Raw genomic sequence first — 25,397 nt, 5'->3', positions numbered from 1 at the left:
TTTGAAACGTTTCAGCGCTATCTTGTTTAAACAAACGGAGCAGGCTAGCGCATTTTTTCTCATTAAAGCTGAAACGATTCAATTTCAGCAGGAGTGGAGAACCATGTTCCAGTTATCTGTTCAGGATATCCACCCGGGCGCTCAGGCCGGGGATAAAGAAGAGGCTATTCGCCAGGTTGCCGCTGCGCTTGTGCAGGCGGGTAACGTCGCGGACGGCTATGTCAACGGCATGCTGGCGCGCGAGCAGCAGACCTCAACCTTCCTCGGCAATGGGATCGCCATTCCGCACGGCACCACCGACACCCGCGATCAGGTGTTGAAAACCGGCGTTAAGGTTTACCAGTTCCCGCAGGGCGTGCTCTGGGGAGACGGTCAGGTTGCCTATGTGGCTATCGGTATCGCGGCCAGCAGCGATGAACACTTAGGTCTGCTGCGTCAGCTGACGCATGTCCTGAGTGATGACGCGGTGGCTGAACAGCTTAAGTCCGCCACCACAGCGGAAGAGCTGCGCGCCTTGCTGATGGGCGAAAAACAGAGCGAAGCGCTGAAACTGGATAATGAAACGCTGACGCTGGACGTGGTTGCTTCCGATCTGGTGACGCTGCAGGCGCTGAACGCCGGTCGTCTGAAAGAAGCCGGCGCGGCGGATGCCACCTTTGTGACGCGCGTGATTAACGATAAGCCGTTGAATCTGGGTCAGGGTATCTGGCTGAACGACAGTGCTGAAGGCAACCTGCGCAGCGCTATCGCCGTGAGCCGCGCGGCCAACGCGTTTGACGTAGAAGGCGAGCGCGCGGCCATGCTGGTGACCGTGGCGATGGCTGATGAACGGCCGGTTTCCGTGCTGAAGCGTCTGGGCGACCTGTTGTTGAACAACAAAGCTGAAAAACTGCTGAACGCTGATGCCTCCACCGTGCTGGCACTGCTGACCAGTGATGATGTGCTGACGGATGACGTGCAAACTGCGGAGTTCGTGGTGCGTAACGAACACGGCCTGCATGCCCGTCCGGGTACCATGCTGGTGAATACCATTAAACAATTCGAGAGTGAGATCACCGTGGCGAATCTTGACGGCACGGGCAAACCGGCCAACGGCCGTAGTCTGATGAAAGTTGTCGCGCTGGGCGTGAAGAAAGGTCACCGTTTGCGTTTCACCGCGCAGGGTGCTGATGCTGAACAGGCGCTGAAAGCGATTGGCGACGCCATCGCGGCGGGTCTGGGGGAGGGCGCATAATGAGCAGACGTGTTGCGACTATTACGCTGAACCCGGCTTATGACCTGGTAGGATTTTGCCCGGAAATTGAGCGCGGCGAAGTCAACCTCGTGCGTACCACCGGCCTGCATGCTGCGGGCAAAGGGATTAACGTCGCGAAAGTGCTCAAGGATCTCGGTATCGATGTCACCGTGGGTGGGTTCCTCGGGAAAGATAACCAGGACGGTTTCCAGCAGCTGTTCAGCGAGCTGGGCATTGCCAACCGTTTTCAGGTTGTTCAGGGCCGTACCCGTATCAACGTTAAGCTGACGGAGAAAGACGGTGAAGTGACCGATCTGAACTTTTCTGGCTTCGAAGTGACGCCGTCAGACTGGGAGCGTTTTGTTAACGATTCTCTGACCTGGCTGGGTCAGTTTGACATGGTGTGCGTCAGCGGCAGCCTGCCGTCCGGCGTGAGCCCGGAAGCGTTTACCGACTGGATGACGCGCCTTCGCAGCCAGTGCCCGTGCATTATTTTTGACAGCAGCCGCGACGCGCTGGTCGCCGGTCTGAAAGCCTCGCCGTGGCTGGTGAAGCCGAATCGCCGCGAGCTGGAAATCTGGGCGGGTCGTAAGCTGCCAGAACTAAAAGATGTGATTGAAGCTGCCCATGCGCTGCGCGAGCAGGGTATCGCTCACGTGGTTATCTCGCTTGGTGCAGAAGGCGCGTTGTGGGTTAACGCGTCTGGCGAATGGATCGCCAAACCGCCGTCAATGGAAGTTGTGAGTACCGTTGGCGCAGGGGATTCAATGGTTGGCGGCCTGATTTACGGCCTGCTGATGCGTGAATCCAGTGAACATACTTTACGTCTTGCCACTGCCGTTGCTGCCCTGGCCGTAAGCCAGAGCAATGTCGGTATTACCGATCGTACCCAGTTAGCCGCGATGATGGCGCGCGTTGACTTAAAACCTTTTAACTAACAGCAGGAGAGGAATAATGAAAACGCTGCTGATCATTGACTCCGGTCTCGGACAGGCTCGCGCCTATATGGCGAAGACCTTGCTGGGAGCGGCGGCGAACAAAGCACATCTCGAGATGACTGATAACCCTGGCGATGCCGAACTGGCCATTGTACTGGGCGACAAAATCCCGGCTGACAGTGCGCTGAACGGCAAAAAAGTGTGGCTGGGCGATATTAATCGCGCGGTGGCTCATCCGGAACTGTTCCTGAGCGAAGCGAAAGGTCACGCGTCTGTTTACAGCGCGCCCGTCGCGACGGCACCGGCTGCGGCCACGGGCCCGAAACGAATTGTTGCGGTGACGGCCTGTCCGACGGGTGTGGCTCACACCTTTATGGCGGCTGAAGCCATTGAAACCGAAGCGAAAAAACGCGGCTGGTGGGTTAAAGTTGAAACGCGCGGCTCCGTCGGTGCCGGCAACGCTATCACCCCTGAAGAAGTGGCTGAGGCCGATCTGGTGATTGTGGCGGCGGATATCGAAGTGGACCTGGCGAAATTTGCCGGTAAGCCAATGTACCGCACGTCTACCGGCCTGGCGCTGAAAAAGACTGCGCAGGAGTTTGATAAAGCGCTGGTGGAAGCGAAGCCGTATCAGGCAACTGGCGCGCGCCAGACCGCGACGGAAGGTAAGAAAGAGTCAGCAGGCGCCTATCGTCACCTGCTGACCGGCGTGTCTTACATGCTGCCGATGGTGGTTGCGGGTGGTCTGTGTATCGCGCTCTCGTTCGCATTTGGTATTACCGCGTTTAAAGAGCAAGGCACGCTGGCCGCTGCGTTAATGCAGATTGGTGGCGGTTCCGCATTTGCATTGATGGTACCCGTTCTGGCAGGCTTTATTGCTTTCTCCATCGCTGATCGTCCTGGCCTCACGCCGGGTCTTATCGGCGGTATGCTGGCCGTAAGCACCGGTTCCGGCTTTATCGGCGGTATCATCGCGGGCTTCCTCGCCGGTTACGTCGCGAAGCTCATCAGCTCGAAGCTCAAGCTGCCGCAGAGTATGGAAGCGCTGAAGCCGATTCTGATCATCCCGCTGATTTCCAGCCTGGTGGTCGGTCTGGCGATGATTTACCTGATTGGTAAGCCGGTTGCAGGCATCCTGGCGGGTCTGACCCACTGGCTGCAAACCATGGGTACCGCGAACGCGGTTCTGCTGGGGGCAATTCTCGGCGGCATGATGTGTACCGACATGGGTGGTCCGGTAAACAAAGCGGCGTACGCCTTTGGTGTTGGCCTGCTGAGTACCCAGACCTACGCGCCAATGGCAGCGATCATGGCGGCAGGTATGGTGCCACCTCTGGCGCTCGGCCTGGCGACGATTATTGCCCGTCGTAAGTTCGATAAAGCGCAGCAGGAAGGCGGTAAAGCCGCGCTGGTGCTGGGTCTGTGCTTCATCACCGAAGGCGCGATTCCGTTCGCGGCCCGTGACCCAATGCGTGTACTGCCGTGCTGTATCGCGGGTGGTGCAGTGACCGGGGCGATCTCCATGGCGATTGGCGCGAAGCTGATGGCACCACACGGCGGTCTGTTTGTTCTGCTGATCCCTGGCGCCATCACGCCGGTACTGGGCTACCTGCTGGCCATCGTCGCCGGTACGCTGGTCGCGGGTCTCTCTTACGCGGTGCTGAAACGTCCGGAAGCGGAAGTTGTGGCAAAAGCAGCGTAAGCGATAAATAATAAAAAAGCCGGGTCGCATTACGCACCCGGCTTTTTTTATGCCGCCTGTTCAGCAGTTTGCTGAGCCTTCAGCCAGGCAATCTCTTCTGCCCAGATGTCCGGATTAATGGTTTCAAGCACCATCGGAATACCGTCGAAGCGGGCGTCCTGCATGATAAAGCGAAACGCATCGTGGCCAATGTTGCCTTCGCCCAGGCTGTGGTGGCGGTCAACGCGGCTGCCAAAGGCGCTTTTCGCATCGTTTAAGTGCATTCCGCGCAGGTACTTAAAGCCAACTACGCGCTCGAACTCATCAAACGTGTTTTTCGTTGCCTCGGTGGTGCGAAGGTCATAACCGGCGGCAAACGCGTGGCAGGTATCAATGCACACGCCGACGCGGGATTTATCCTCCACGCCGTCGATAATCGCCGCCAGATGTTCGAACTTAAAGCCGAGGTTGCTGCCCTGACCGGCGGTATTCTCAATCACCGCGGTGACGCCTTTGGTCTTGTCCAGCGTGATGTTGATGGATTCGGCAATGCGCGCGAGGCAGGCATCTTCATCGATCTGCATCAGATGGCTGCCAGGATGGAAGTTCAGCAGCGTCAGCCCAAGCTGCTCACAGCGCTGAACTTCATCAAGAAACGCCTCGCGGGATTTTTCCAGCGCCTCTTCAACCGGGTGCCCGAGGTTAATGAGATAGCTGTCGTGGGGAAGGATCTGGCCTGGCCCGTAGTGGTACTTCTCACAGGCAGCTTTGAAATCGTCAATCACCTCGGCGGTGAGCGGTGCGGCGCGCCACTGGCGCTGATTTTTGGTGAACAGGGCGAAAGCGGTCGCCTCAATTTCGGCGGCGCGAATGGCGGCATTCGCAAGGCCACCTGCAGCGCTGACGTGCGCTCCAACATATTTCATAAAGGGACTCCTGTTAACCCGAAATGCCTATGATAGCGGGTTAACAGGAGAAGGATGTAGTGGTTTATGCCATCAGGCTATGGACCGCGAGGTTAATCGCGCCGCCGCCGACAATCAGCCAGATGAAGAGTACCAGCGCCATCAGCAGCGGTTTCGCACCGGCTTTTTTCAGTGCGCTGACGTGTGTAGTCACCCCCAGGGCCGCCATGGCCATCGCCAGCAGTACGGTATCCAGCGTCACCAGCATATCCACTACCGATTTGGGCAGCAGGTGGAAGGAGTTAAAGATAGCGACCACGATAAACAGGATCGCAAACCATGGAATGGTGATTTTACTTTTCTGATTACTGTCCGCCGGTGCCAGCTGTTTAACCCGTGCAGCAAGGAAAATCAGGAACGGCGCCAGCATCATCACGCGCAGCATTTTGGCAATCACCGCTGCGTTTTCGGCTTCAGGGTTAATAGCATGTCCTGCCGCCACCACCTGGGCCACTTCGTGCATGGTCGAACCGATATAGATGCCGTAGGTTTCCGGGCTAAACCAGTGGGCAACCAGCGGATACATGGCTGGGTAGAGGAAAATCGCCAGCGTACCGAAGATCACCACCGTCGCTACCGCCACCGTCACCTTACTGGCTTCGGCTTTAACGACGGGTTCCGTTGCCAGCACCGCCGCGGCCCCACAGATACTGCTCCCGGCACCGATCAGCCAGCTGGTTTGCCTGTCCAGGCCAAACACTTTCTGGCCGATAAAACAGGCCAGCAAAAAGGTGCTGGTCAGGGTCAGGACGTCGATGGCGATCCCGCTCGCACCCACATCCGCAATCTGCGAAAAGGTGAGACGGAAGCCGTAGAGAATGATCCCAAGACGCAGCAGATGCTGCTTGGCAAAGATCACGCCGCCGTCGCAGGATTTCCAGATATGTGGATAAACGGTGTTACCCACGACCATGCCCAGCAAAATGGCCAGCGTCAGCGCGCTGAAACCTGCGCCTGCGATGGCCGGGATGCTGCCGCCCCATAGCGCGACGGCGGTCACTGCGGCGCTGAGCGCAAGACCCGGCGCGAAGTGCCACACTGTACGATGATGTTGTAAGGTGATTTCTGACATAACCTTCTCCTTTGTCTGGCTAAAGGTTACGGCGCCCTGGCTTAAAAATAAAATTGATTATATACTTATAATCAATCTATATAAGTGGTAAGCAACCATGCACATTACTCTGCGTCAGCTGGAAGTGTTTGCCGAGGTGCTGAAAAGCGGCTCGACGACCCAGGCGTCACAAATGCTGGCGCTCTCGCAGTCTGCGGTCAGCGCGGCGTTGACCGATCTTGAAGGACAGCTGGGCGTTCAGCTTTTTGACAGGGTAGGGAAGCGTCTGGTGGTCAACGAGCACGGTCGTCTTCTTTATCCGCGCGCGCTGGCGCTGCTGGAGCAGGCTATCGAAATCGAGCAGCTGTTCCGCGAAGATAACGGTGCGATCCGCGTCTACGCCAGCAGCACCATCGGGAACTACATCCTGCCGGAAGTGATTGCCCGCTACCGCCGGGATTTCCCGACCCTGCCGCTGGAGATGAGCGTGGGGAACAGCCAGGACGTCATCAACGCGGTGATCGACTTCCGGGTGGATATCGGCCTCATCGAAGGACCCTGCCATAACGTCGATATTATTGCCGAGCCCTGGCTGGAAGATGAGCTGGTGGTGTTTGCCTCCCCGGCCTCGTCTTTACTACAGGGAGAGGTGACGCTGGAACGCCTGGCGCAGGCGCAGTGGATCCTGCGCGAGCAGGGCTCCGGCACGCGTGAAATTGTCGATTATCTGCTGCTTTCTCATCTGCCGCATTTCCAGTTAGGGATGGAGCTTGGGAACTCTGAGGCCATCAAGCACGCGGTGCGCCACGGGCTCGGCATCAGCTGTCTTTCACGGCGCGTTATTGCCGAACAGCTGGAGACCGGATCGCTGGTTGAAATCCCCATCCCGCTCCCGAAACTGGTGCGCACGCTGTGGTGCATTCATCATCGTCAGAAACACCTTTCCAGTTCTTTGCAGCGTTTTCTGCGCTATTGCGAGATGTAATCTTTCCCTCACCCCAAAGGGGAGAGGGAAAAATTATGCTTTACTTATAATCCTGGCCGAGTCATGAAGCTCTCTTATAACTGAGTATTTCTGCCGGAAGGAACGCGGATCGTCTGCTACAATCGCGCCTCATTTATTAAATGGACAGCATTTTCATATGGTTTCAGAAATTAAAACCACAGAAGCGCCCACGCTACGTCGTGAACTCAAGGCGCGTCACCTGACGATGATCGCCATTGGCGGCTCCATCGGTACAGGTCTTTTCGTTGCCTCTGGCGCAACGATTTCGGCAGCAGGCCCGGGTGGGGCACTTTTCTCTTATATCCTGATTGGCCTGATGGTGTACTTCCTGATGACCAGTCTTGGCGAACTGGCCGCGTACATGCCGGTATCCGGTTCGTTCTCGACCTACGGTCAAAAATACGTTGAAGAAGGCTTTGGCTTCGCGCTGGGCTGGAACTACTGGTACAACTGGGCGGTCACTATCGCCGTTGACCTTGTCGCCGCGCAGCTGGTGATGAACTGGTGGTTCCCGGATACGCCAGGCTGGATCTGGAGCGCGCTGTTCCTCGCCGTTATTTTCCTGCTGAACTACATCTCCGTGCGCGGTTTCGGCGAAGCGGAATACTGGTTCTCTTTGATCAAAGTGGCAACCGTCATCATCTTTATCGTCGTCGGTGTGGCGATGATCGTTGGTATTTTCAAAGGCGCAGAACCTGCGGGCTGGAGTAACTGGACAACAGGCGATGCGCCGTTTGCCGGTGGACTGTCGGCAATGATTGGCGTGGCAATGATTGTCGGCTTTTCCTTCCAGGGGACCGAGCTGATTGGTATCGCTGCCGGTGAGTCAGAGAACCCGGAGAAGAATATTCCGCGCGCGGTTCGTCAGGTCTTCTGGCGTATCCTGCTGTTCTATGTGTTCGCGATCCTGATTATCAGCCTGATCATTCCGTACACCGATCCAAGCCTGCTGCGTAATGACGTTAAAGACATTAGCGTCAGTCCGTTCACGCTGGTCTTCCAGCACGCCGGTCTGCTTTCAGCCGCGGCAGTGATGAACGCCGTTATCCTGACCGCTGTGCTTTCAGCCGGTAACTCCGGGATGTACGCGTCCACCCGTATGCTCTACACGCTGGCATGCGACGGTAAAGCACCGCGTATTTTCGCGAAGCTGTCCCGTGGCGGCGTACCGCGTAACGCGCTGTATGCCACCACGGTGATTGCCGGTCTGTGCTTCCTGACCTCCATGTTTGGCAACCAGACGGTTTACCTGTGGCTGCTTAACACGTCCGGGATGACGGGCTTTATTGCCTGGCTGGGGATTGCCATTAGCCACTACCGTTTCCGCCGTGGCTACGTCAAACAGGGTTATGACGTTAACCAGCTGCCGTATCGCTCAGGGTTCTTCCCGCTGGGTCCCATTTTCGCCTTCATTCTGTGCCTGATCATTACCCTGGGACAGAACTATGAAGCGTTCCTGGCGGACACCATTGACTGGGGCGCCGTCACGGCGACCTACATTGGTATTCCGCTGTTCCTCGTTATCTGGTTTGGCTACAAGCTGACGAAAGGAACAAAATTCGTTCGCTACAGTGAAATGGAATTCCCGGAACGATTTAAACAATAACCGCACTTCCTCTCTTTTAACCCGCTCATTCGAGCGGGTTTTTTTATTCCCGTATCCTGAAACAAAGATATATTTCTTAACAATTTAATTGATAATAATTATCGTTTGCTTTATCGTTATCAAAAATAAGCGTGTCACCGACCCACCGCAGATGTGGGCGGCAGGGAAGACGCTGTGAGCAATGATGATTTGATTTAGTTGTATTTACCTCATGGAGATATGGAATGTTTAGGTTGAATCCCTTCGTCAGGGGAGGACTGTGTGCGTCCGCAATGTCCCTGGCCCTGCCTGTTATCGCAGCGGAATCCGGCGACACAATGGTTGTAACGGCCTCCGCGACCGAGCAAAACCTGAAAGACGCCCCGGCAAGCATCAGCGTGATTACCCAGGAAGATTTGCAGCGCAAACCCGTTCAGAACCTGAAAGATGTGTTACGGGATGTGCCGGGCGTTCAGCTCACGAGCGAAGGGGACAACCGTAAAGGGGTAAGTATCCGTGGACTGGACAGCAGCTACACGCTGATCCTGATCGACGGCAAGCGCGTCAATTCCCGTAACGCGGTGTTCCGCCATAATGATTTCGACCTCAACTGGGTGCCGGTTGACGCCATCGAACGAATTGAAGTGGTGCGCGGACCGATGTCTTCTCTTTACGGCTCCGATGCGCTGGGCGGCGTGGTAAACATTATCACCAAAAAAATCGGCCAGAAATGGACGGGCACCCTGAGCGCCGATTCAACAATTCAGGAACATCGCGACCGTGGCGACACGTATAACGGTCAGTTCTATACCAGCGGTCCGCTGGTGGACGGTCTGCTGGGGCTGAAAGCCTACGGTAGCCTCGCGAAGCGTGAGAAAGACGGTCAGCAGAAGTCCTCTACCACGGCGAGCGGTGAAACGCCGCGCATTGAAGGCTTTACCAGCCGCGATGCGAATGTTGAATTCGCCTGGACGCCGTCTGAAAATCATGACTTTACGGCGGGCTACGGTTTCGACCGTCAGGATCGTGACTCTGATTCCCTCGACAAAAACCGCCTTGAGCGGCAGAACTACTCGCTCAGCCACAACGGCCGCTGGGGCGTCGGCAACAGCGAGCTGAAGGTTTACGGCGAAAAGGTAGATAACAAGAACCCGGGCAACAGCAATCCGATCACCTCCGAAAGCAACGCGGTGGACGGGAAATACGTGCTGCCGCTGGGCGAAATCAACCAGCTGCTGACCTTCGGCGGCGAATGGCGTCACGATAAGCTGAAGGACCCTGTCAACCTGACGGGCGGCTCGAGCAGCAGTACGTCGACAAGCCAGTATGCCCTGTTCCTTGAAGATGAGTGGCGTATCTTTGAACCTCTGGCACTGACCACCGGCATCCGTATGGACGACCATGATACCTACGGCGACCACTGGAGCCCGCGCGCCTATCTGGTCTACAACGCGACCGATACCGTAACGGTGAAAGGGGGCTGGGCGACCGCGTTTAAAGCGCCGTCACTGCTGCAGCTGAGCCCGGACTGGGTCACCGGCTCGTGCCGCGGTGCCTGTGAGATTGTTGGTAACCCCGACCTGAAACCGGAAACCAGCGAGAGCTTCGAATTCGGTCTCTACTACAGCGGGGAAGAGGGCTGGTTAGAGGGCGTGCAGGCCAGCGTCACCACCTTCCAGAATAACGTCGATGACCGCATCAGCATCAGCCGTACGGCCAATGCGAAACAGGCCCAGGGCTACACTAACTACGTTGGCCTGAATGCGGACGGTGAACCGATTTTCCGCTACTACAACGTTAACAAGGCGCGCATCCGCGGGGTGGAAACAGAGGTAAAGTTCCCGGTTGCTGAAGACTGGAAGGTGACGCTGAACTACACCTACAACGACGGTCGTGATATCAGCAACGGCGGCAACAAGCCGCTGTCCGATCTGCCGTTCCACACCGCCAACGGGACCGTTGACTGGAAGGCAACGCAGGACTGGTCGTTCTATGTTCAGGGTAACTACACCGGTGAGAAACGCGCGCTGACCAGCAGTGCTCCAACGCCGGGTGGCTATGTCATCTGGAATACCGGCGCCGCGTGGCAGGTAACGAAAGCCGTTAAGCTACGCGCGGGCGTGCAGAACCTGCTGGACAAAGATCTGAGCCGTGACGATTACAGCTACACGGAAGATGGCCGTCGCTACTTTGTGGGCGTGGATTATAAGTTCTGATGTAGCCTGGATGCCCGGTGGCGCTTCGCTTGCCGGGCCTACAAAACCCACGAATGTAGGCCGGGTAAGGCGAAGCCGCCACCCGGCAATCGGCTGCATTTACCCGAACAAATGCTCCGCATGGAAGCGGAGATGATCCTCAATAAAGGACGCGATAAAATAATAGCTGTGGTCGTATCCCGGCTGGATGCGCAGCGTCAGCGGCCAGTCTTTCTGGCGTGCCGCTTCTGCCAGCACCGCAGGCTGCAGTTGACCGGCGAGGAACTGATCCGCATCACCCTGATCGATAAGCATCGGGATCGCATTTGCTGAGCTGCTGGCCAGCATCAGCGCGCTGCTATCCCATTCCAGCCATTTCGCTTCATCTTCACCCAGATAGTTCGTGAAGGCTTTCTGCCCCCACGGCACCTGCGTTGGGTTCACAATCGGCGCAAAGGCCGACGCGCTGACGTATTTCCCCGGATTTTTCAGCGCCATGATAAGCGCCCCGTGTCCGCCCATCGAGTGGCCGCTGATCGCGCAGCGCTCGCCAACCGCAAACTGCGACTGCACCAGCGCAGGAAGTTCATCACGAATGTAATCATACATGCGGTAGTGGCGCGCCCAGGGCTGCTCGGTGGCATTGAGATAAAATCCGGCGCCTTTGCCCAGATCGTATCCCGCATCGTCGGCCACATCATCGCCGCGCGGGCTGGTATCAGGCATCACCAGCGCAATACCCAGCTCGGCGGCAATACGCTGCGCCCCCGCTTTGGTGGTGAAGTTTTCGTCGTTGCAGGTCAGGCCGGAAAGCCAGAACAGAACCGGCGGATTTTCCGTCGGCGGCAGGAAAATGCTGAACGTCATCGCACAGTTCAGGACGGTGGAGTCATGCCGCCAGCGCTGCTGTCGACCTTCAAAACAACGGTGCTCTTCGAGCAGTTCCATGCAGGGCTCCTTAATGAGAATGCGTATTCATAAAAACCATAATACAGCCTTTTCATTGACCTGTGAGCAACTTTCACTTTCGCCTGACGGCCAGATGCTGCATCATAAATTTACTTTTCTTTAACAATTGGAGCGGTCATGGCGCTGCGTATTGCGCTCAGTGGGTTTGTCGTTCTGGTGGTGGCGATGGGGATAGGACGTTTTGCCTTTACGCCTCAGGTGCCGCTGATGATTGCTGCCGGGCAGCTTACGCTGACCAGCGCGGGTCTGGTCGCGGCGATGAACTATCTGGGCTATCTGGTGGGCGCATGGGATGCCATGCGCGCGCACCGCTTTGTGGAAACGCGCCTCTGGCTTGGCATCACCGGCGCGGTGGCGCTGACGCTGCTCTCCGCGGCGGCGGATAACGCCGTCGTACACGGCCTGCTGCGTTTTGTGATTGGCTGCATGAGCGGCTGGTCGATGGTACTGATTGCCGCCTGGACTAACGAACGGCTTGGGCAGTTGGGTAAACCGGGCCTGAGCGCTGCCGTATTTGCCGGACCGGGGGCGGGCATTGCCCTGAGCGGGCTGCTCGCCGTCTATATCCAGGCGAAGTCCCTGTCGGCCGGGGCGGCATGGCAAATCTACGGCGTGCTGGCGCTGGTGCTGATTGTGCTGGTGGCGCGCTACCTGCCGCGATCCGGTCAGCTCCATCGACCGGGCACCGCACCAGAGCCGCTGGTGCTGACGGCGGATTTAAAACGCCTGGTCTGGAGCTACAGCCTGGCCGGGTTTGGCTATATCCTCCCGGCGACCTTCCTCTCGCAAATGGCGGCGGTGCGTTTTCCCGGCAGCCTGTTTGCGCAGTTCGTCTGGCCGATTTTTGGTATCGCCGCCGTGGTGGGGATAGCGCTCAGTATTCTTTTACGCCATACCTCAACGGCTAACCGCAGGCTGGCTATCGTACTGTGGTTACAGGGGGCGGGCGTGCTGGCGGCCTGGCTGCTGCCGGGGATTGGCGGGCTGCTGACGGGCGGGCTGCTGGTGGGCGGCGGCTTTTTGTGTGCCGTGCAGCTCTCTCTTTTATACGGCCGCGAGCTGGCGCCAAACCACACGCGCTATATGGCAGGCCTCCTCACCACCGGGTATGCAATTGGTCAGTTGATTGGCCCCGTCACCTCGGCGTTATCAACCTGGTTTACCCACCGGCTGGAGCCCGCGCTTGGCCTGGCGGGTATGGCGCTGTTCGTTGGAGGAGCCTTGGTCTGGAATCGTCACGCTGAAAGGCAACAGCAATTGCAATAATTATCGTCGTGAATACTGGATTATGTGCGTCGCCTCACGCACAATGAGCGCATACTTTTGCCACAACGAGGGCAAAAGACGCCACACCTGCAGGAGAACAAAATGTCATCACTCAGTAAAGAAGCTGCCCTGGTCCACGAAGCCCTGGTTGCGCGCGGTCTTGAAACGCCACTGCGTCCGCCCGTACAGGATTTGGACAATGAAACCCGCAAGCGTCTGATTGCCGGTCATATGACCGAAATCATGGAGCTGCTGAATCTCGATCTGAGTGACGACAGTCTGATGGAGACACCGCACCGCATCGCGAAAATGTACGTCGACGAAATTTTCTCCGGCCTGGATTACGCCAACTTCCCGAAAATCACCGTCATTGAAAACAAGATGAAAGTGGATGAGATGGTGACGGTGCGTGATATCACGCTGACCAGCACCTGCGAACACCATTTCGTGACCATCGACGGTAAAGCGACCGTGGCGTATATCCCCAAAGATACGGTGATTGGCCTGTCGAAGATCAACCGCATCGTGCAGTTCTTTGCCCAGCGTCCGCAGGTGCAGGAGCGTCTGACGCAGCAGATCCTGACCGCGCTGCAAACGCTGCTGGGCACCAATAACGTGGCCGTCTCTATCGACGCGGTTCACTACTGCGTGAAGGCGCGCGGCGTGCGTGATGCGACCAGTGCAACGACCACCACCTCGCTGGGCGGCCTGTTTAAGTCAAGCCAGAATACCCGCCAGGAGTTCCTGCGCGCCGTACGTCATCACAACTAAGTCTTACAGGGCAGGGACCATGGAGCGAAACGTCACGCTCGATTTTGTTCGCGGCGTCGCCATTCTCGGTATCCTGCTGCTTAATATCGCCGCCTTCGGTTTGCCGAAGGCGGCTTATCTCAATCCTGCGTGGTATGGCGACATCACGCGCAGTGATGCCTGGACGTGGGCGATCCTCGATCTCTTTGCGCAGGTCAAATTCCTCACGCTCTTTGCCCTGCTGTTTGGCGCAGGCCTGCAGCTTCTCCTCAAACGCGGTACGCGCTGGATCCAGTCGCGCCTGACGCTGCTGGTTATCCTCGGCTTTATCCACGGCCTGTTCTTCTGGGACGGCGATATTCTTCTCGCGTATGGGTTAGTCGGGCTCATCTGCTGGCGCCTCATTCGCGATGCGCACAGCGTAAAAAGCCTGTTTAACACCGGCGTGATGCTGTATGTGATGGGGCTTGGCGTCCTGCTATTGCTGGGGATGATCTCCGGCGAGGCGACAAACCGTTCATGGATCCCGGATGCCGCTAACCTGCAGTACGAACAGTTCTGGAAGCTGAAAGGCGGTACGGAAGCGATAAGCAACCGTGCGGATATGCTGGGGGACAACCTCCTTGCGCTGGGCGCGCAATACGGCTGGCAGCTGGCGGGCATGATGCTGATGGGCGCGTCATTGATGCGCACCGGCTGGCTGAAAGGAGAATTCAGCCTGCGTCACTATCGTCGTACCGGCGCCGGTCTGGTGCTGCTCGGCGTGCTGATTAACCTCCCGGCGGTGATTGTGCAGTGGCATATTCACTGGGATTACCGCTGGTGCGCGTTTCTGCTCCAGGTGCCGCGTGAACTGAGCGCGCCGTTCCAGACCATCGGCTACGCGGCGCTGATCTATGGCTTCTGGCCAACGCTTTCCCGCCTGCGGATTGTCAGCGCTATCGCCTGCGTGGGCCGAATGGCGTTGAGCAATTACCTCCTGCAAACGCTCATATGTACCACGCTTTTCTATCGTTTTGGCCTGTTTATGAAATTCGACCGCCTTACGCTGCTGGCGTTTGTTATTCCGGTCTGGGTGGTAAACCTGGCGTTTTCTGTTCTCTGGCTACGCTATTTCCGCCAGGGACCGCTGGAGCGGGTGTGGCGTCAGTTAACCGCATATGCTTCAGGGGTATCATTGAAAAACACATCCAGATAACGATCTGGATCACAATCATTAACAAAACGGATGTAAGCGTTTTCATGACTGTGAGCTTCTTCACGTAGTCCCCTTTCTCTCGCTGCCAAAATAGCCACCTTGCTAAACACAGGGGGTGTCTGTGAGTTGCTGCAATCCTTTGAAGGATGGTGAATATGATCACCATTCGTGACGTCGCCCGTCAGGCGGGCGTTTCTGTGGCTACCGTCTCACGCGTTCTGAACAATAGCGCGCTGGTCAGCCCTGAAACCCGAGAAACCGTAATGAAAGCCGTGACCCAGCTCGGGTACCGGCCAAATGCCAATGCCCAGGCGCTTGCGACGCAGGTCAGTGACACCATCGGCGTGGTGGTGATGGATGTCTCGGATGCCTTTTTCGGCGCGCTGGTGAAAGCGGTCGACATGGTGGCACAGCAGCATCAGAAATATGTCCTGATCGGCAACAGCTATCATGAGGCGGAAAAAGAGCGTCATGCCATTGAAGTGCTGATCCGTCAGCGCTGTAACGCCCTGATTGTCCATTCAAAAGCCTTGAGCGATGAAGAGCTAACCGGATTAATGGAGCAGATCCCGGGCATGGTGCTGATCAACCGCATCGTCCCCGGCTATGCTCACCGCTGCGTCGGGCTCGATAACGTCAGCGGCGCCATGATGGCCACGAAAATGCTCATCAACAACGGGCATCAGCGGATCGGTTATCTGGCCTCCAGCCATCAGATTGAAGATGACGAACTGCGGCACGAAGGCTGGCAAAATGCCCTGAAAGAGCACGGCATTACGCCATCCGAAAGCTGGGTGGGGACCGGCACGCCGGACATGCAGGGCGGTGAAGCGGCGATGGTGGAGCTGCTGGGCCGCAATCTGCAGCTGTCTGCGGTGTTTGCCTATAACGACAGCATGGCGGCTGGCGCCCTGACGGCGCTGAAGGATAACGGCATTGCGGTGCCACAGCATTTATCACTCATTGGTTTTGATGATATCCCGATTGCCCGTTACACCGACCCGCAGCTGACAACGGTGCGCTACCCCATTGCCTCTATGGCGAAACTGGCGACTGAGCTGGCATTACAGGGAGCGGCAGGGCTGCTGGATCCGGGCGCAACGCACTGTTTCATGCCGACTTTAGTACGTCGCCACTCCGTCGCGGCCCGGCAAATTGTGGTTCCGATCACTAACTGATTAGTTCAGGTGATGTAACCGTTTTCAATCTGTGAGTAAATTCACAGTATCTTAACAAGGCGCTGACTATGATGTCAGCGTTTTAGGGGCTGAAACGCTATGTAACAGTGATTATTCACTTTCACTATAGCCAATGTGCCGCAAACAACGAATAAAACGCATTTCTGGAGCGTTACCGAACACGGAAGATAGAAATTTTATAAGTGAACTTCGGCTGTCAGTAACGTTTTATTAACACCTGCCCGCCGATCGTTATTCACAAGAACTACCCTGCATAAAAAACCGGAGATACCATGAATAAGAAGGTGTTGACCCTGTCTGCTGTAATGGCAAGCATGCTTTTTGGTGCAGCAGCGCACGCTGCGGATACCCGTATTGGTGTGACCATCTATAAATACGACGACAACTTCATGTCTGTTGTGCGTAAAGCGATTGAGAAAGATGCGAAAGCAGCGCCAGACGTTCAGCTGCTGATGAACGACTCCCAGAATGACCAGTCCAAACAGAACGACCAGATCGACGTTCTGCTGGCGAAAGGCGTGAAAGCCCTGGCCATCAACCTGGTTGACCCGGCTGCAGCAGGCACGGTCATTGAAAAAGCGCGCGGTCAGAACGTGCCGATCGTCTTCTTCAACAAAGAACCTTCCCGTAAGGCGCTGGATAGCTACGACAAAGCGTATTACGTCGGTACTGACTCCAAAGAGTCCGGTATTATTCAGGGCGATTTGATCGCGAAACACTGGGCGGCGAACCCGAACTGGGACCTGAATAAAGACGGTCAGATTCAGTTCGTGCTGCTGAAAGGCGAGCCAGGCCACCCGGATGCTGAAGCGCGTACTACCTACGTTATTAAAGAGCTGAACGACAAGGGCCTGAAAACCCAGCAGCTGGCGTTAGATACCGCGATGTGGGATACCGCTCAGGCGAAAGATAAGATGGACGCATGGCTGTCCGGCCCTAATGCCAACAAAATCGAAGTCGTTATCGCCAACAACGATGCGATGGCAATGGGTGCGGTAGAAGCGCTGAAAGCACACAACAAATCCTCAATCCCGGTATTCGGCGTGGATGCACTGCCAGAAGCGCTGGCGCTGGTTAAATCCGGTGCGATGGCCGGTACCGTGCTGAACGATGCCAACAACCAGGCGAAAGCCACCTTCGATCTGGCGAAAAACCTCGCCGATGGCAAAGGCGCGGCAGATGGCACCAACTGGAAAATTGACAACAAAATCGTTCGCGTACCTTACGTGGGCGTAGACCAGTCCAACCTGGCTGAGTTTATCGGTAAATAAGTTAGCGGTACTGTCTCCACTGGGCGCAATTCGTTGCGCCCTTTTATAACGCGATATGCGAGGCCAACAAGGTATAATTATGGTCAGCACAACAACTCAGTCATCCGGTGAATACCTGTTGGAAATGAGCGGTATCAACAAGTCATTTCCCGGCGTTAAGGCACTCGATAATGTTAATTTAAAAGTTCGTCCTCACTCTATTCATGCCTTAATGGGGGAGAACGGTGCGGGTAAATCAACATTATTAAAATGTCTTTTTGGGATCTATCAAAAAGATTCTGGCAGCATTCTTTTTCAGGGGAAAGAGATCGATTTCCATTCAGCGAAAGAAGCACTGGAAAACGGTATCTCGATGGTTCACCAGGAATTAAACCTGGTGCTGCAGCGTTCAGTTATGGATAACATGTGGTTGGGACGTTATCCAACCAAAGGTGTCTTTGTCGATCAGGACAAAATGTATCGCGACACCAAAGCGATTTTCGACGAGCTGGATATTGATATCGATCCGCGCGCCCGCGTGGGAACATTATCCGTCTCCCAGATGCAGATGATCGAAATCGCCAAAGCGTTCTCCTATGATGCGAAAATCGTCATCATGGACGAACCGACATCGTCATTAACGGAAAAAGAGGTTAACCACCTTTTTACCATTATTCGTAAGCTAAAAGATCGCGGCTGCGGCATTGTGTACATCTCACACAAAATGGAAGAGATCTTCCAGCTGTGCGATGAGATCACCATCCTGCGCGACGGTCAGTGGATTGCCACGCAGCCGCTGGAAGGGCTGGACATGGACAAGATCATCGCCATGATGGTCGGCCGTTCCCTGAACCAGCGCTTCCCTGACAAAGAAAACAAGCCGGGTGAAGTGATTCTGGAAGTGCGCAACCTGACCTCGTTACGTCAGCCGTCTATACGCGATGTCTCCTTCGACCTGCATAAAGGTGAAATCCTGGGGATTGCCGGCCTGGTCGGGGCAAAACGTACCGATATCGTCGAAACCCTGTTTGGTATCCGTGAGAAAGCTCAAGGCACCATTACGCTGCACGGTAAGAAAATTAACAACCACAACGCCAACGAAGCTATTAATAATGGTTTCGCGCTGGTGACGGAAGAGCGTCGTTCGACCGGTATTTATGCTTATCTGGATATTAACTTTAACTCGTTAATTTCTAACATTCGCAATTACAAAAACAAAGTCGGGCTGCTGGATAACTCCCGCATGAAGAGCGATACCCAATGGGTGATTGACTCCATGCGCGTGAAAACGCCAGGCCATCGCACCCAAATTGGTTCGCTGTCAGGCGGTAACCAGCAGAAAGTGATTATCGGCCGTTGGTTATTAACCCAGCCAGAAATTCTGATGCTGGATGAACCTACCCGCGGTATTGACGTCGGCGCGAAGTTTGAAATTTATCAGCTGATTGCCGAGCTGGCGAAAAAGAATAAAGGGATCATTATTATTTCTTCCGAAATGCCGGAATTGTTAGGGATCACGGACCGTATTCTGGTTATGAGCAATGGTCTCGTCGCCGGTATTGTTGACACCAAAACGACAACGCAAAACGAAATTTTGCGTCTTGCGTCTTTGCACCTTTAAGATCAGGGGCTCCTCATGAGTGCGTTAAATAAAAAAAGTTTTCTCACTTACCTGAAAGAAGGCGGTATTTACGTTGTTCTTTTAGTCTTGCTGGCAATCATCATTTTCCAGGACCCTACGTTCTTAAGCCTGCTGAACCTGAGTAACATTCTGACCCAGTCCTCCGTGCGTATTATCATTGCGCTGGGCGTGGCGGGCCTGATCGTGACCCAGGGGACGGACCTTTCTGCCGGTCGCCAGGTGGGTCTGGCGGCGGTTATCGCGGCAACTCTGCTGCAGTCGATGGAAAACGCTAACAAGGTCTTCCCGGAAATGGCCACCATGCCGATTTTCGTGGTGATCCTGATTGTCTGCGCCATCGGTGCGGTGATTGGTCTGATCAACGGAATTATCATCGCCTACCTGAACGTGACGCCGTTTATCACCACCCTGGGTACGATGATCATCGTTTACGGTATCAACTCCCTGTACTACGACTTCGTCGGCGCTTCGCCAATCTCGGGCTTTGACAGCGGCTTCTCGACCTTTACGCAAGGGTTTATTGCGCTTGGCAGCTTCCGCCTGTCGTACATCACCTTCTATGCGCTGATTGCGGTGGCCTTCGTCTGGATCTTGTGGAACAAAACGCGCTTCGGCAAAAACATCTTCGCCATCGGCGGTAACCCGGAAGCGGCGAAAGTCTCCGGCGTTAACGTAGCTCTGAACCTGCTCATCATCTATGCCCTGTCCGGCGTGTTCTACGCCTTCGGTGGGATGCTGGAAGCGGGCCGTATCGGCTCTGCAACCAACAACCTCGGCTTCATGTATGAGCTGGATGCGATCGCAGCCTGCGTGGTGGGCGGCGTCTCCTTCAGCGGCGGTGTGGGTACGGTACTGGGCGTGGTGACCGGTGTGATCATTTTCACCGTCATCAACTACGGGTTGACCTATATCGGCGTGAACCCGTACTGGCAGTACATCATCAAGGGCGCCATCATTATCTTCGCGGTTGCGCTGGATTCACTGAAGTACGCCCGTAAGAAGTAATCGTCTCTCTCCATACCCGGCCCGCTCACCGAGCGGGCTTTTTTTATGCTCTATGCCAGATGGGATTCCTCTCGGGTCACAATGCGCTCAAACCAGTCGAGTTCAGAGAGCTTGCAGGCGACCCACTGTTCGGAAAAGGCATCGCCCAGGCTGTCGGTGAGATACTGACAGCGGGCAAAGGCCTCAATCGCCTCCTGCTGGAACAGCGGCAGTTCCGGTTGGTCGTGCTGCGGTTCAGGGAGATCCCCCTCGTCGATATGTTCCAGCCCGTACAGCATGCCGGTCAGGATAGTGGCCGCCACCAGATACGGATTCGCATCGGCCCCGGCCAGCCGGTACTCGATACGACGGTTACTCTCATCCGAGCAGGGAATACGCAGGGCGGCGGAGCGGGTGTTATAGCCCCAGGAGTTAAAGACGGGTTCCGTCAGGCTTTTACGCAGGCGACGAAACGCGTTGACGCCTGGCGCAAGAATGGCGACGGAGGCGGGCATCAGCGCCAGCTGGCCCGCGACGCACAAACGTATCATGCTGTTAAGCGCGTTCACCGGGGAAGCAAAGACGTTTTCGCCGTGACGATTGTTCAGGCTGAAATGGAAGTGCAGGCCGCTGCCGGCAAGCTGGCTGAAAGGCTTAGCCATAAAGTTGGCCTGCAGACCGTGCTTTTCAGCAACGTAACGGGTCAGGCGACGAAGCGCCAGCACGTTATCGCAGACCTCAACGACGCGATGGCTGTGCTTCAGGTTTAATTCGTACTGTCCGGACTCGGCTTCCGCCACGACCCCTGACAGCGGGATGCGCTGCAGGTGGGCCAGCTGTTCCAGCTCGTCAAACAGCGCCGCATGCGCCGACGAGGTATCCAGGTGAAAACAGCCCTGATTTTGCGGATCGCGTTCGCCCTGTCCCGTCAGATAGAACTCGATTTCCGGGGCAATGACCGGGAAAAGGCCGTGCTGGTGGAAGCGGGCCACGACGTTCTGCAGTATCGCGCGCGGTTCAAGCGGGCAGGGGTTACCGTCGCTGTCTTTCATCGTCAGCAGGATCTGCGCCGTGTGCTCTGGATCCTGCGGACAGGGGCGCAAAGAGCCGGCGACCGGGACGCACAGCCGGTCGGGTTCATCATAAAGCGAGGCGGCGATTTTTCCCTTCTGGTCCATTGAGTAGACGGAAAGCGGAAAATAACAGCCTTTTTCCAGATTCAGCATGCTCTCTACCGAGAGGCGCTTGCCGCGCATCGTGCCGTTGATATCGTTCAGGTAAACGTCAACATGTTTCGTTTGCGGGTAACGTTCCAGGTAATCGGCCACTTCCACGGCAACGTTGTGCTGCAGGGCGTCAATTTTTTCATCCAGCCAGAGACCAGAATTAAGTGCGCCAGGGAGTGATAAACCGGGAGAGTTAAAGTAGGGGCGGAGACTTTTGAGGAAAAACGCATTCATTATCGAGTTCATAGTCATTCTTCAATGAAGCCGTAGCGGCAGTGAACTCAGCTTAAAAGAGCAGACGTAAAGGGGAGATAAAAAGCGTCAGGCCGGCCGTAAAGAAAGTATAAAGGTGGTCCCGCTATTTCTCTTTTTTCTGCATATCCGGCAGTTGCTCGGGCGTGACGGCCGGGTACCCCTGCGCGTCTTCCGGCACTTCGTGCATCGCCGGAATCGGCACCAGCGGGCCTAAAAAGCGCGGTTCGCGCTTAAAGATATACAGATCGGCCAGGGCACCAAAGCGGGCGCCGAACTCGCGCACGCGCACGCTCAGCATATCTTTTGGCGACGGCACCGCGTAGCACTGCGCCTGAATGCCCATATGCAGGGCGATAAACAGCGCGCGCTCGCAGTGGAAGCGCTGGGTGATGATGATGAAGTCGTTGGTGTCGAAGACTTTGCGCGTGCGCACGATGGAGTCCAGGGTGCGGAACCCGGCGTAGTCGAGCACGATATCGGCCGGATCCACGCCCGCGGCAATCAGGTCCTTACGCATCGTCACCGGTTCATTGTAGCTTTGCAGGGCGTTATCGCCGCTCAGCAGCAGGTAGTTCACCTTGCCGCTGTTGTAGGCGTTCAGCGCGCCCTGAATGCGGTAACGGTAATACTGGTTGATGACGCCGGTGCGGTAATACTTGGCGGTGCCGAGCACCACGCCAACCTGACGATACGGCAGGTCCTGCAGGTCATCAAAGATGTAGGGGGCGGTTTTCCAGCTCATCCAGCGGTCGAGGCCCAGCACGATCAACAGCAGTATGCCGACCAGGACAGACAGGCTGTAAAAAACGCGCTTTAACATGCAGATGGCTCGTACCGAAGGTGAAATTTAATTCAGGCTACTTTACCCGCCTGGTTAGCGCAAGAAACAGCGACTCAACTGAGGGGTTTTTCAGCAAACGGGCGGGCATTTTTGCCCGCCGGAAGGATTACGCCAGCAGTACGCGGTCAATCGTCGTACAGCCCAGCGCTTTGAGCGTTGCGGCGGTGGCATCCCACTGGATCAGCGGTGCATCGGCAATTTCAGCCAGAATGGCGCGCTGAATGTCCGGATAATCATAGCCGTTCAGGCTCAGCAGGTTGAGTGCGCCCTGCAGCGGCGGCAGCGTTGGGTTAAACGCGGCGTTTTCCGCATAGCTGCCGGTGAAGATTCGGCCATCACGGCACTGCAGCGCCACGCCGCTCGGAGACTTGCTGTACGGCGTGTGGCTCTTGTTGGCGGCGGTAATCGCCGCCTGGCTCAGGTCATCGCCGGACAGGGCGTAACCGTGGTCCTGATCGTCCATCAGCAGCGTTTTGATCTCCAGATCTTTCGGACCAAATGCGTCAGGCAGATAATCGCCCAGCGTGTGCGGCGCGCGACCCGGCAGGTTGATGCGCAGCTGCAGCCCGCTGTTCAGCTCGTTCATAAACTGACGGCAGTGGCCGCACGGAGTGTAGTTAACGGTAATGGCGCTCAGGCCTTTTTCACCGCGCAGCCAGGCGTGGCTGATGGCGCTCTGCTCGGCGTGAACCGTTTGCTGCATGGTCGCGCCCAGGAACTCCATATTGCCACCGAAGTACCAGGTTCCGCTGACGCCGCGCGCAATGGCCCCGACGTTAAAATGGGAGAGATCGGCCCGCGCGCAGGCGGCAGCCAGAGGAAGCAGTGCGAAAGCCAGCGCGTCTTCGTCCAGTCCCGTTGCCTGTTTCAGCATCGTGACCTGCTCCGCGTTCAGCAGGGCGGGGAAGTGTGCATCTGCCAGAACGGGAGCCAGGGCTGACTGCAAATTCTCTGCAAGCTGGGCGAAAGCAGCTTGAAAACGTGGGTGCATGGCGTTTGCCTCATAAAGGTTAATGGATCGGTAGTTTACGGAGCCGTCAGGGCTTTATATGTGATCCACTTCTCATTATGTATGCAACTTATGAAAGCAAAATGAAATTTGCGCGACGCATCGCAAATTTTAGCCCATCACCGCCAGAATCAGCGGGAAAATGAACGGGGCCAGCAGGGAGGTGATAATTCCGCAGATCACCAGCGCCAGCGAGCTAAACGCCCCTTCCTGATAATCCAGCTCCGCGCAGCGGGCAGTGCCCAGGGCGTGGGAAGCTGTCCCCATCGACAGACCTCGTGCCGCTTTAGTATGAATGCGCATACCGTTCAGCAGGCTGTGGCCAAACACCGCGCCGAGAATACCGACGAAAATAACGCACATCGCGCTAATTGCTGGAATACCGCCGAGGCTACCCCCAACCGCCATCGCGATAGGCGTGGTCACAGATTTAGGCAGAATAGAGGCGGCAATTTGCGGGGAGGCCCCCATCAACAGCGCCACCGACGTACCGGTGATCATCGCCACCAGGCTGCCGACAAAGCAGATGGTAATGATGGATTTCCAGCGGGCGCGGATCTGGTGCAGCTGCTCGTATAAAGGAAAGGCGAGCGCCACAACTGCGGGCTGCAGCAGGTCGTTTAAAATTTTGCTGCCGGCAAAGTAGCGTTCGTAAGGAATGCCGGTGAGCAGCAGGAACGGAATAATCACCACCATTGCCACCAGCAGCGGGTTCAGCAACGGCATTTTGAAACGCGCGGCAAGCTTACGTGCGGCGAAGAATACTGCGAGGGTGAGCGGCAGCGACCACCAGATATTGGCCATCATTTTTTTGTTTTCTCCCCAATCACGTTACGTTCGCCATGCACCAGATGCGAACTCCAGCTCACGACCAGGAAAACCACCAGCGTACTCACCGCGCAGGAGACAACAATCGGGCCGAACTGGGCCTTGAGCAAATCAAAATACTGCATGACCCCGACGCCGATAGGCACGAAAAGCAGCGCCATATAGCGAATGAGGACGAAGCAGCCGGGATTGACCCATTTTGCGGGCAGGATTTGCAGCGCCAGCAACACGAAGAGGATCAGCATGCCGATAATGCTGCCGGGAATGGTGATGGGCAGCAGCGACGCGATGAAAATCCCGGCATACAGGCAGGCGTAAATCAGGACGAATGCGCGCAGATATTGCCAGATAATGTTCAATGTTTTGCTCATGGTGATAGTCCTTGCTGAAACGCATTCATCATACAATTAAACCTAAAAATGTGCCACGGATCACATCATGAATTTTGAGCATACCAGACATTCCGGAATGGAACGTCCGGTATCATCTTACTGGTGCAGGCAATAGTTTAGAGGAAAGGAATTGCACTGGCGAAGTAACGCGCCAGAGAAGGCATCAGCGTCAGGCGGTCAGTTTATCGAGAAAAGAAAACAGCACCTGGTTCATTTCGCGATAATCATGCGAGCGGAGTTTTTCCGCCGTTTCGACAAAACGGAATTCACCCGCGCGGCGGAGGTCATTCTGCGAATGCTCAATCAGCAACTCTACAACCTCCGGCGTCAGCTCCATATGGCACTGAAAACCGTAAACCTGTTCGCCATATTCCACGATCTGACGGGGGCAGCCCTCGCTGTAAGCCAGCACTTTAGCCTGCGGCGTCAACCCTGGCATGTCGTTATGCCAGTGACCGACGTTCAATTCGTGGCCAAAATCCGCAAACAGCGGGTTCGCCTTGCCTGCATCGGTGAGCCTGACGGGAAATTTGCCGATCTCTTTTTCCGGGCTATGGCAAAACGCTGCCCCCAGCGCTTCGCCGATAAGCTGCGAGCCAAGACAAACGCCTATCACCGTTTTACCTGCCTCTATCGCGCGGCTGATGAGTGCCTTTTCCGCCTGTGCATCGAACCAGGGGCATTCCTCAGGCGTGGTAGCGGGGGACTGCGGGCCTCCCATGATGATAAGCAGGTCCGTGCTCCCCAGCTCCTCGGGTAAAGGATCGCCCTGATAAACTCTGGTGTAGCTCAGAGTATGGCCGCGGCTTTTCCCCCAGATTTCATAGGCGCCCGGCGCTTCGAAATGTTCATGAATGATAAATTGAATGTGCATTGCGTCTCTCTTCGGTTACGTGTACAAGCAGCATCATAAGTGGAAGGGAGGAATGTGAA

The 25,397-nt window shown here is 56.1% G+C and carries 22 protein-coding genes; 13 read left to right on the top strand and 9 right to left on the bottom strand.

The features are described from left to right. The first annotated feature begins 103 nt into the window (after window positions 1-103). Genes fruB through fruA form a run of 3 tightly spaced genes read left to right on the top strand, consistent with a single transcriptional unit; the run spans window position 104 to window position 3,874 of the window. Window positions 104-1,234, top strand: coding sequence for a fused PTS fructose transporter subunit IIA/HPr protein (gene fruB / locus PUP35_RS14980; RefSeq protein ID WP_274240366.1), 1,131 nt, complete (start codon window positions 104-106; stop codon window positions 1,232-1,234). Next, window positions 1,234-2,172: a 1-phosphofructokinase gene (gene fruK, locus PUP35_RS14975; RefSeq protein ID WP_115875857.1), complete on the top strand. Its 939-nt coding sequence runs from the start codon at window positions 1,234-1,236 to the stop codon at window positions 2,170-2,172. The genes fruB and fruK overlap by 1 nt, the downstream gene beginning before the upstream one ends. 16 nt (window positions 2,173-2,188) lie before the next feature. Next, window positions 2,189-3,874, top strand: a complete 1,686-nt coding sequence (fruA, locus tag PUP35_RS14970; protein WP_127731692.1) for a PTS fructose transporter subunit IIBC — start codon at window positions 2,189-2,191, stop codon at window positions 3,872-3,874. Window positions 3,875-3,921: 47 nt separating this feature from the next. Here fruA and nfo read toward each other — a convergent pair whose 3' ends face one another. Beyond that, window positions 3,922-4,779 carry a deoxyribonuclease IV gene (gene nfo, locus PUP35_RS14965; RefSeq protein WP_127731690.1) on the bottom strand — a complete coding sequence of 286 codons (858 nt, stop codon included), beginning with the start codon at window positions 4,777-4,779 and terminating at the stop codon, window positions 3,922-3,924. Window positions 4,780-4,843: 64 nt separating this feature from the next. Continuing rightward, window positions 4,844-5,890: a YeiH family protein gene (locus PUP35_RS14960; RefSeq protein WP_274240365.1), complete on the bottom strand. Its 1,047-nt coding sequence runs from the start codon at window positions 5,888-5,890 to the stop codon at window positions 4,844-4,846. Between the two features lie 97 nt (window positions 5,891-5,987). Between PUP35_RS14960 and yieE the strand changes: the two genes are divergently transcribed. The 3 genes from yieE (at window position 5,988) to cirA (ending at window position 10,676) form a co-directional block, all read left to right on the top strand. Next, window positions 5,988-6,854, top strand: a complete 867-nt coding sequence (gene yieE / locus PUP35_RS14955) for a DNA-binding transcriptional regulator YeiE (protein ID WP_047346566.1) — start codon at window positions 5,988-5,990, stop codon at window positions 6,852-6,854. 157 nt (window positions 6,855-7,011) lie between these two features. Beyond that, on the top strand, window positions 7,012-8,481 hold the full coding sequence (locus PUP35_RS14950; RefSeq protein WP_133294820.1) for an amino acid permease: 1,470 nt from the start codon (window positions 7,012-7,014) through the stop codon (window positions 8,479-8,481). A 224-nt stretch (window positions 8,482-8,705) separates the two neighbouring features. Next, on the top strand, window positions 8,706-10,676 hold the full coding sequence (gene cirA / locus PUP35_RS14945; protein ID WP_115875854.1) for a catecholate siderophore receptor CirA: 1,971 nt from the start codon (window positions 8,706-8,708) through the stop codon (window positions 10,674-10,676). Window positions 10,677-10,775: 99 nt separating this feature from the next. On the opposite strand, the gene fghA is transcribed toward cirA, so the two are convergent. Then, complete coding sequence (gene fghA, locus PUP35_RS14940; RefSeq protein ID WP_274240364.1) at window positions 10,776-11,603, bottom strand: S-formylglutathione hydrolase; 828 nt, start codon at window positions 11,601-11,603, stop codon at window positions 10,776-10,778. A gap of 138 nt (window positions 11,604-11,741) precedes the next feature. Here fghA and PUP35_RS14935 point away from each other — a divergent pair, with 138 nt between their 5' ends. The 7 genes from PUP35_RS14935 (at window position 11,742) to mglC (ending at window position 19,934) form a co-directional block, all read left to right on the top strand. After that, window positions 11,742-12,890, top strand: coding sequence for a YbfB/YjiJ family MFS transporter (locus PUP35_RS14935; RefSeq protein WP_274240363.1), 1,149 nt, complete (start codon window positions 11,742-11,744; stop codon window positions 12,888-12,890). Between the two features lie 102 nt (window positions 12,891-12,992). Beyond that, entirely contained in the window at window positions 12,993-13,661 is a 669-nt protein-coding gene (folE, locus tag PUP35_RS14930; protein WP_023312471.1) for a GTP cyclohydrolase I FolE, read from the top strand. 19 nt (window positions 13,662-13,680) lie between these two features. Then, on the top strand, window positions 13,681-14,838 hold the full coding sequence (yeiB, locus tag PUP35_RS14925) for a DUF418 domain-containing protein YeiB (RefSeq protein WP_274240362.1): 1,158 nt from the start codon (window positions 13,681-13,683) through the stop codon (window positions 14,836-14,838). A gap of 155 nt (window positions 14,839-14,993) precedes the next feature. Then, window positions 14,994-16,016, top strand: a complete 1,023-nt coding sequence (gene galS / locus PUP35_RS14920; protein WP_149366476.1) for an HTH-type transcriptional regulator GalS — start codon at window positions 14,994-14,996, stop codon at window positions 16,014-16,016. Between the two features lie 293 nt (window positions 16,017-16,309). Continuing rightward, window positions 16,310-17,308: a galactose/glucose ABC transporter substrate-binding protein MglB gene (gene mglB, locus PUP35_RS14915; protein WP_008500923.1), complete on the top strand. Its 999-nt coding sequence runs from the start codon at window positions 16,310-16,312 to the stop codon at window positions 17,306-17,308. 79 nt (window positions 17,309-17,387) lie between these two features. Further along, window positions 17,388-18,908, top strand: coding sequence for a galactose/methyl galactoside ABC transporter ATP-binding protein MglA (mglA, locus tag PUP35_RS14910; RefSeq protein WP_047174129.1), 1,521 nt, complete (start codon window positions 17,388-17,390; stop codon window positions 18,906-18,908). 15 nt (window positions 18,909-18,923) lie between these two features. After that, the gene (gene mglC, locus PUP35_RS14905) at window positions 18,924-19,934 is read left to right on the top strand and encodes a galactose/methyl galactoside ABC transporter permease MglC (RefSeq protein ID WP_008500921.1); all 1,011 of its coding nucleotides are present in this window, start codon (window positions 18,924-18,926) and stop codon (window positions 19,932-19,934) included. A gap of 50 nt (window positions 19,935-19,984) precedes the next feature. Here mglC and PUP35_RS14900 read toward each other — a convergent pair whose 3' ends face one another. The 6 genes from PUP35_RS14900 to PUP35_RS14875 all read right to left on the bottom strand — a co-directional run bounded on the left by PUP35_RS14900 (window position 19,985) and on the right by PUP35_RS14875 (window position 25,338). Then, window positions 19,985-21,373 carry a glutamine synthetase family protein gene (locus tag PUP35_RS14900; RefSeq protein WP_274243278.1) on the bottom strand — a complete coding sequence of 463 codons (1,389 nt, stop codon included), beginning with the start codon at window positions 21,371-21,373 and terminating at the stop codon, window positions 19,985-19,987. A gap of 124 nt (window positions 21,374-21,497) precedes the next feature. Beyond that, window positions 21,498-22,214 carry an outer membrane permeability protein SanA gene (gene sanA / locus PUP35_RS14895; RefSeq protein ID WP_115875848.1) on the bottom strand — a complete coding sequence of 239 codons (717 nt, stop codon included), beginning with the start codon at window positions 22,212-22,214 and terminating at the stop codon, window positions 21,498-21,500. A gap of 127 nt (window positions 22,215-22,341) precedes the next feature. Further along, entirely contained in the window at window positions 22,342-23,226 is an 885-nt protein-coding gene (cdd, locus tag PUP35_RS14890) for a cytidine deaminase (protein WP_274240361.1), read from the bottom strand. A 129-nt stretch (window positions 23,227-23,355) separates the two neighbouring features. Next, complete coding sequence (locus tag PUP35_RS14885) at window positions 23,356-24,051, bottom strand: CidB/LrgB family autolysis modulator (RefSeq protein ID WP_111965322.1); 696 nt, start codon at window positions 24,049-24,051, stop codon at window positions 23,356-23,358. Then, window positions 24,048-24,443, bottom strand: coding sequence for a CidA/LrgA family protein (locus tag PUP35_RS14880; protein WP_111965323.1), 396 nt, complete (start codon window positions 24,441-24,443; stop codon window positions 24,048-24,050). Before PUP35_RS14880 ends, PUP35_RS14885 begins: the two co-directional genes overlap by 4 nt. Window positions 24,444-24,633: 190 nt before the next feature. Further along, window positions 24,634-25,338, bottom strand: a complete 705-nt coding sequence (locus PUP35_RS14875; RefSeq protein WP_274240360.1) for a type 1 glutamine amidotransferase — start codon at window positions 25,336-25,338, stop codon at window positions 24,634-24,636. Window positions 25,339-25,397 lie beyond the last annotated feature (59 nt).

Origin of the sequence: Enterobacter sp. S-33, assembly GCF_028735835.1 — a bacterium.
Lineage (GTDB): Bacteria > Pseudomonadota > Gammaproteobacteria > Enterobacterales > Enterobacteriaceae > Enterobacter > Enterobacter vonholyi.
This window is presented reverse-complemented; position numbering and strand designations above follow the sequence as displayed.

What these genes read in the sequence shown, in the direction of transcription:
- PUP35_RS14950 (WP_133294820.1), top strand. Translation starts at nt 7,012, where the DNA reads ATGGTTTCAGAAATTAAAACCACAGAAGCGCCCACGCTACGTCGTGAA.
- PUP35_RS14935 (WP_274240363.1), top strand. Translation starts at nt 11,742, where the DNA reads ATGGCGCTGCGTATTGCGCTCAGTGGGTTTGTCGTTCTGGTGGTGGCG.
- nfo (WP_127731690.1), bottom strand. Translation starts at nt 4,779, where the DNA reads ATGAAATATGTTGGAGCGCACGTCAGCGCTGCAGGTGGCCTTGCGAAT.
- PUP35_RS14885 (WP_111965322.1), bottom strand. Translation starts at nt 24,051, where the DNA reads ATGATGGCCAATATCTGGTGGTCGCTGCCGCTCACCCTCGCAGTATTC.
- PUP35_RS14880 (WP_111965323.1), bottom strand. Translation starts at nt 24,443, where the DNA reads ATGAGCAAAACATTGAACATTATCTGGCAATATCTGCGCGCATTCGTC.
- mglA (WP_047174129.1), top strand. Translation starts at nt 17,388, where the DNA reads ATGGTCAGCACAACAACTCAGTCATCCGGTGAATACCTGTTGGAAATG.
- mglB (WP_008500923.1), top strand. Translation starts at nt 16,310, where the DNA reads ATGAATAAGAAGGTGTTGACCCTGTCTGCTGTAATGGCAAGCATGCTT.
- cirA (WP_115875854.1), top strand. Translation starts at nt 8,706, where the DNA reads ATGTTTAGGTTGAATCCCTTCGTCAGGGGAGGACTGTGTGCGTCCGCA.
- fghA (WP_274240364.1), bottom strand. Translation starts at nt 11,603, where the DNA reads ATGGAACTGCTCGAAGAGCACCGTTGTTTTGAAGGTCGACAGCAGCGC.
- fruA (WP_127731692.1), top strand. Translation starts at nt 2,189, where the DNA reads ATGAAAACGCTGCTGATCATTGACTCCGGTCTCGGACAGGCTCGCGCC.
- sanA (WP_115875848.1), bottom strand. Translation starts at nt 22,214, where the DNA reads ATGTTAAAGCGCGTTTTTTACAGCCTGTCTGTCCTGGTCGGCATACTG.
- PUP35_RS14875 (WP_274240360.1), bottom strand. Translation starts at nt 25,338, where the DNA reads ATGCACATTCAATTTATCATTCATGAACATTTCGAAGCGCCGGGCGCC.
- mglC (WP_008500921.1), top strand. Translation starts at nt 18,924, where the DNA reads ATGAGTGCGTTAAATAAAAAAAGTTTTCTCACTTACCTGAAAGAAGGC.
- yieE (WP_047346566.1), top strand. Translation starts at nt 5,988, where the DNA reads ATGCACATTACTCTGCGTCAGCTGGAAGTGTTTGCCGAGGTGCTGAAA.
- galS (WP_149366476.1), top strand. Translation starts at nt 14,994, where the DNA reads ATGATCACCATTCGTGACGTCGCCCGTCAGGCGGGCGTTTCTGTGGCT.
- fruK (WP_115875857.1), top strand. Translation starts at nt 1,234, where the DNA reads ATGAGCAGACGTGTTGCGACTATTACGCTGAACCCGGCTTATGACCTG.
- yeiB (WP_274240362.1), top strand. Translation starts at nt 13,681, where the DNA reads ATGGAGCGAAACGTCACGCTCGATTTTGTTCGCGGCGTCGCCATTCTC.
- folE (WP_023312471.1), top strand. Translation starts at nt 12,993, where the DNA reads ATGTCATCACTCAGTAAAGAAGCTGCCCTGGTCCACGAAGCCCTGGTT.
- PUP35_RS14960 (WP_274240365.1), bottom strand. Translation starts at nt 5,890, where the DNA reads ATGTCAGAAATCACCTTACAACATCATCGTACAGTGTGGCACTTCGCG.
- cdd (WP_274240361.1), bottom strand. Translation starts at nt 23,226, where the DNA reads ATGCACCCACGTTTTCAAGCTGCTTTCGCCCAGCTTGCAGAGAATTTG.
- PUP35_RS14900 (WP_274243278.1), bottom strand. Translation starts at nt 21,373, where the DNA reads ATGAATGCGTTTTTCCTCAAAAGTCTCCGCCCCTACTTTAACTCTCCC.
- fruB (WP_274240366.1), top strand. Translation starts at nt 104, where the DNA reads ATGTTCCAGTTATCTGTTCAGGATATCCACCCGGGCGCTCAGGCCGGG.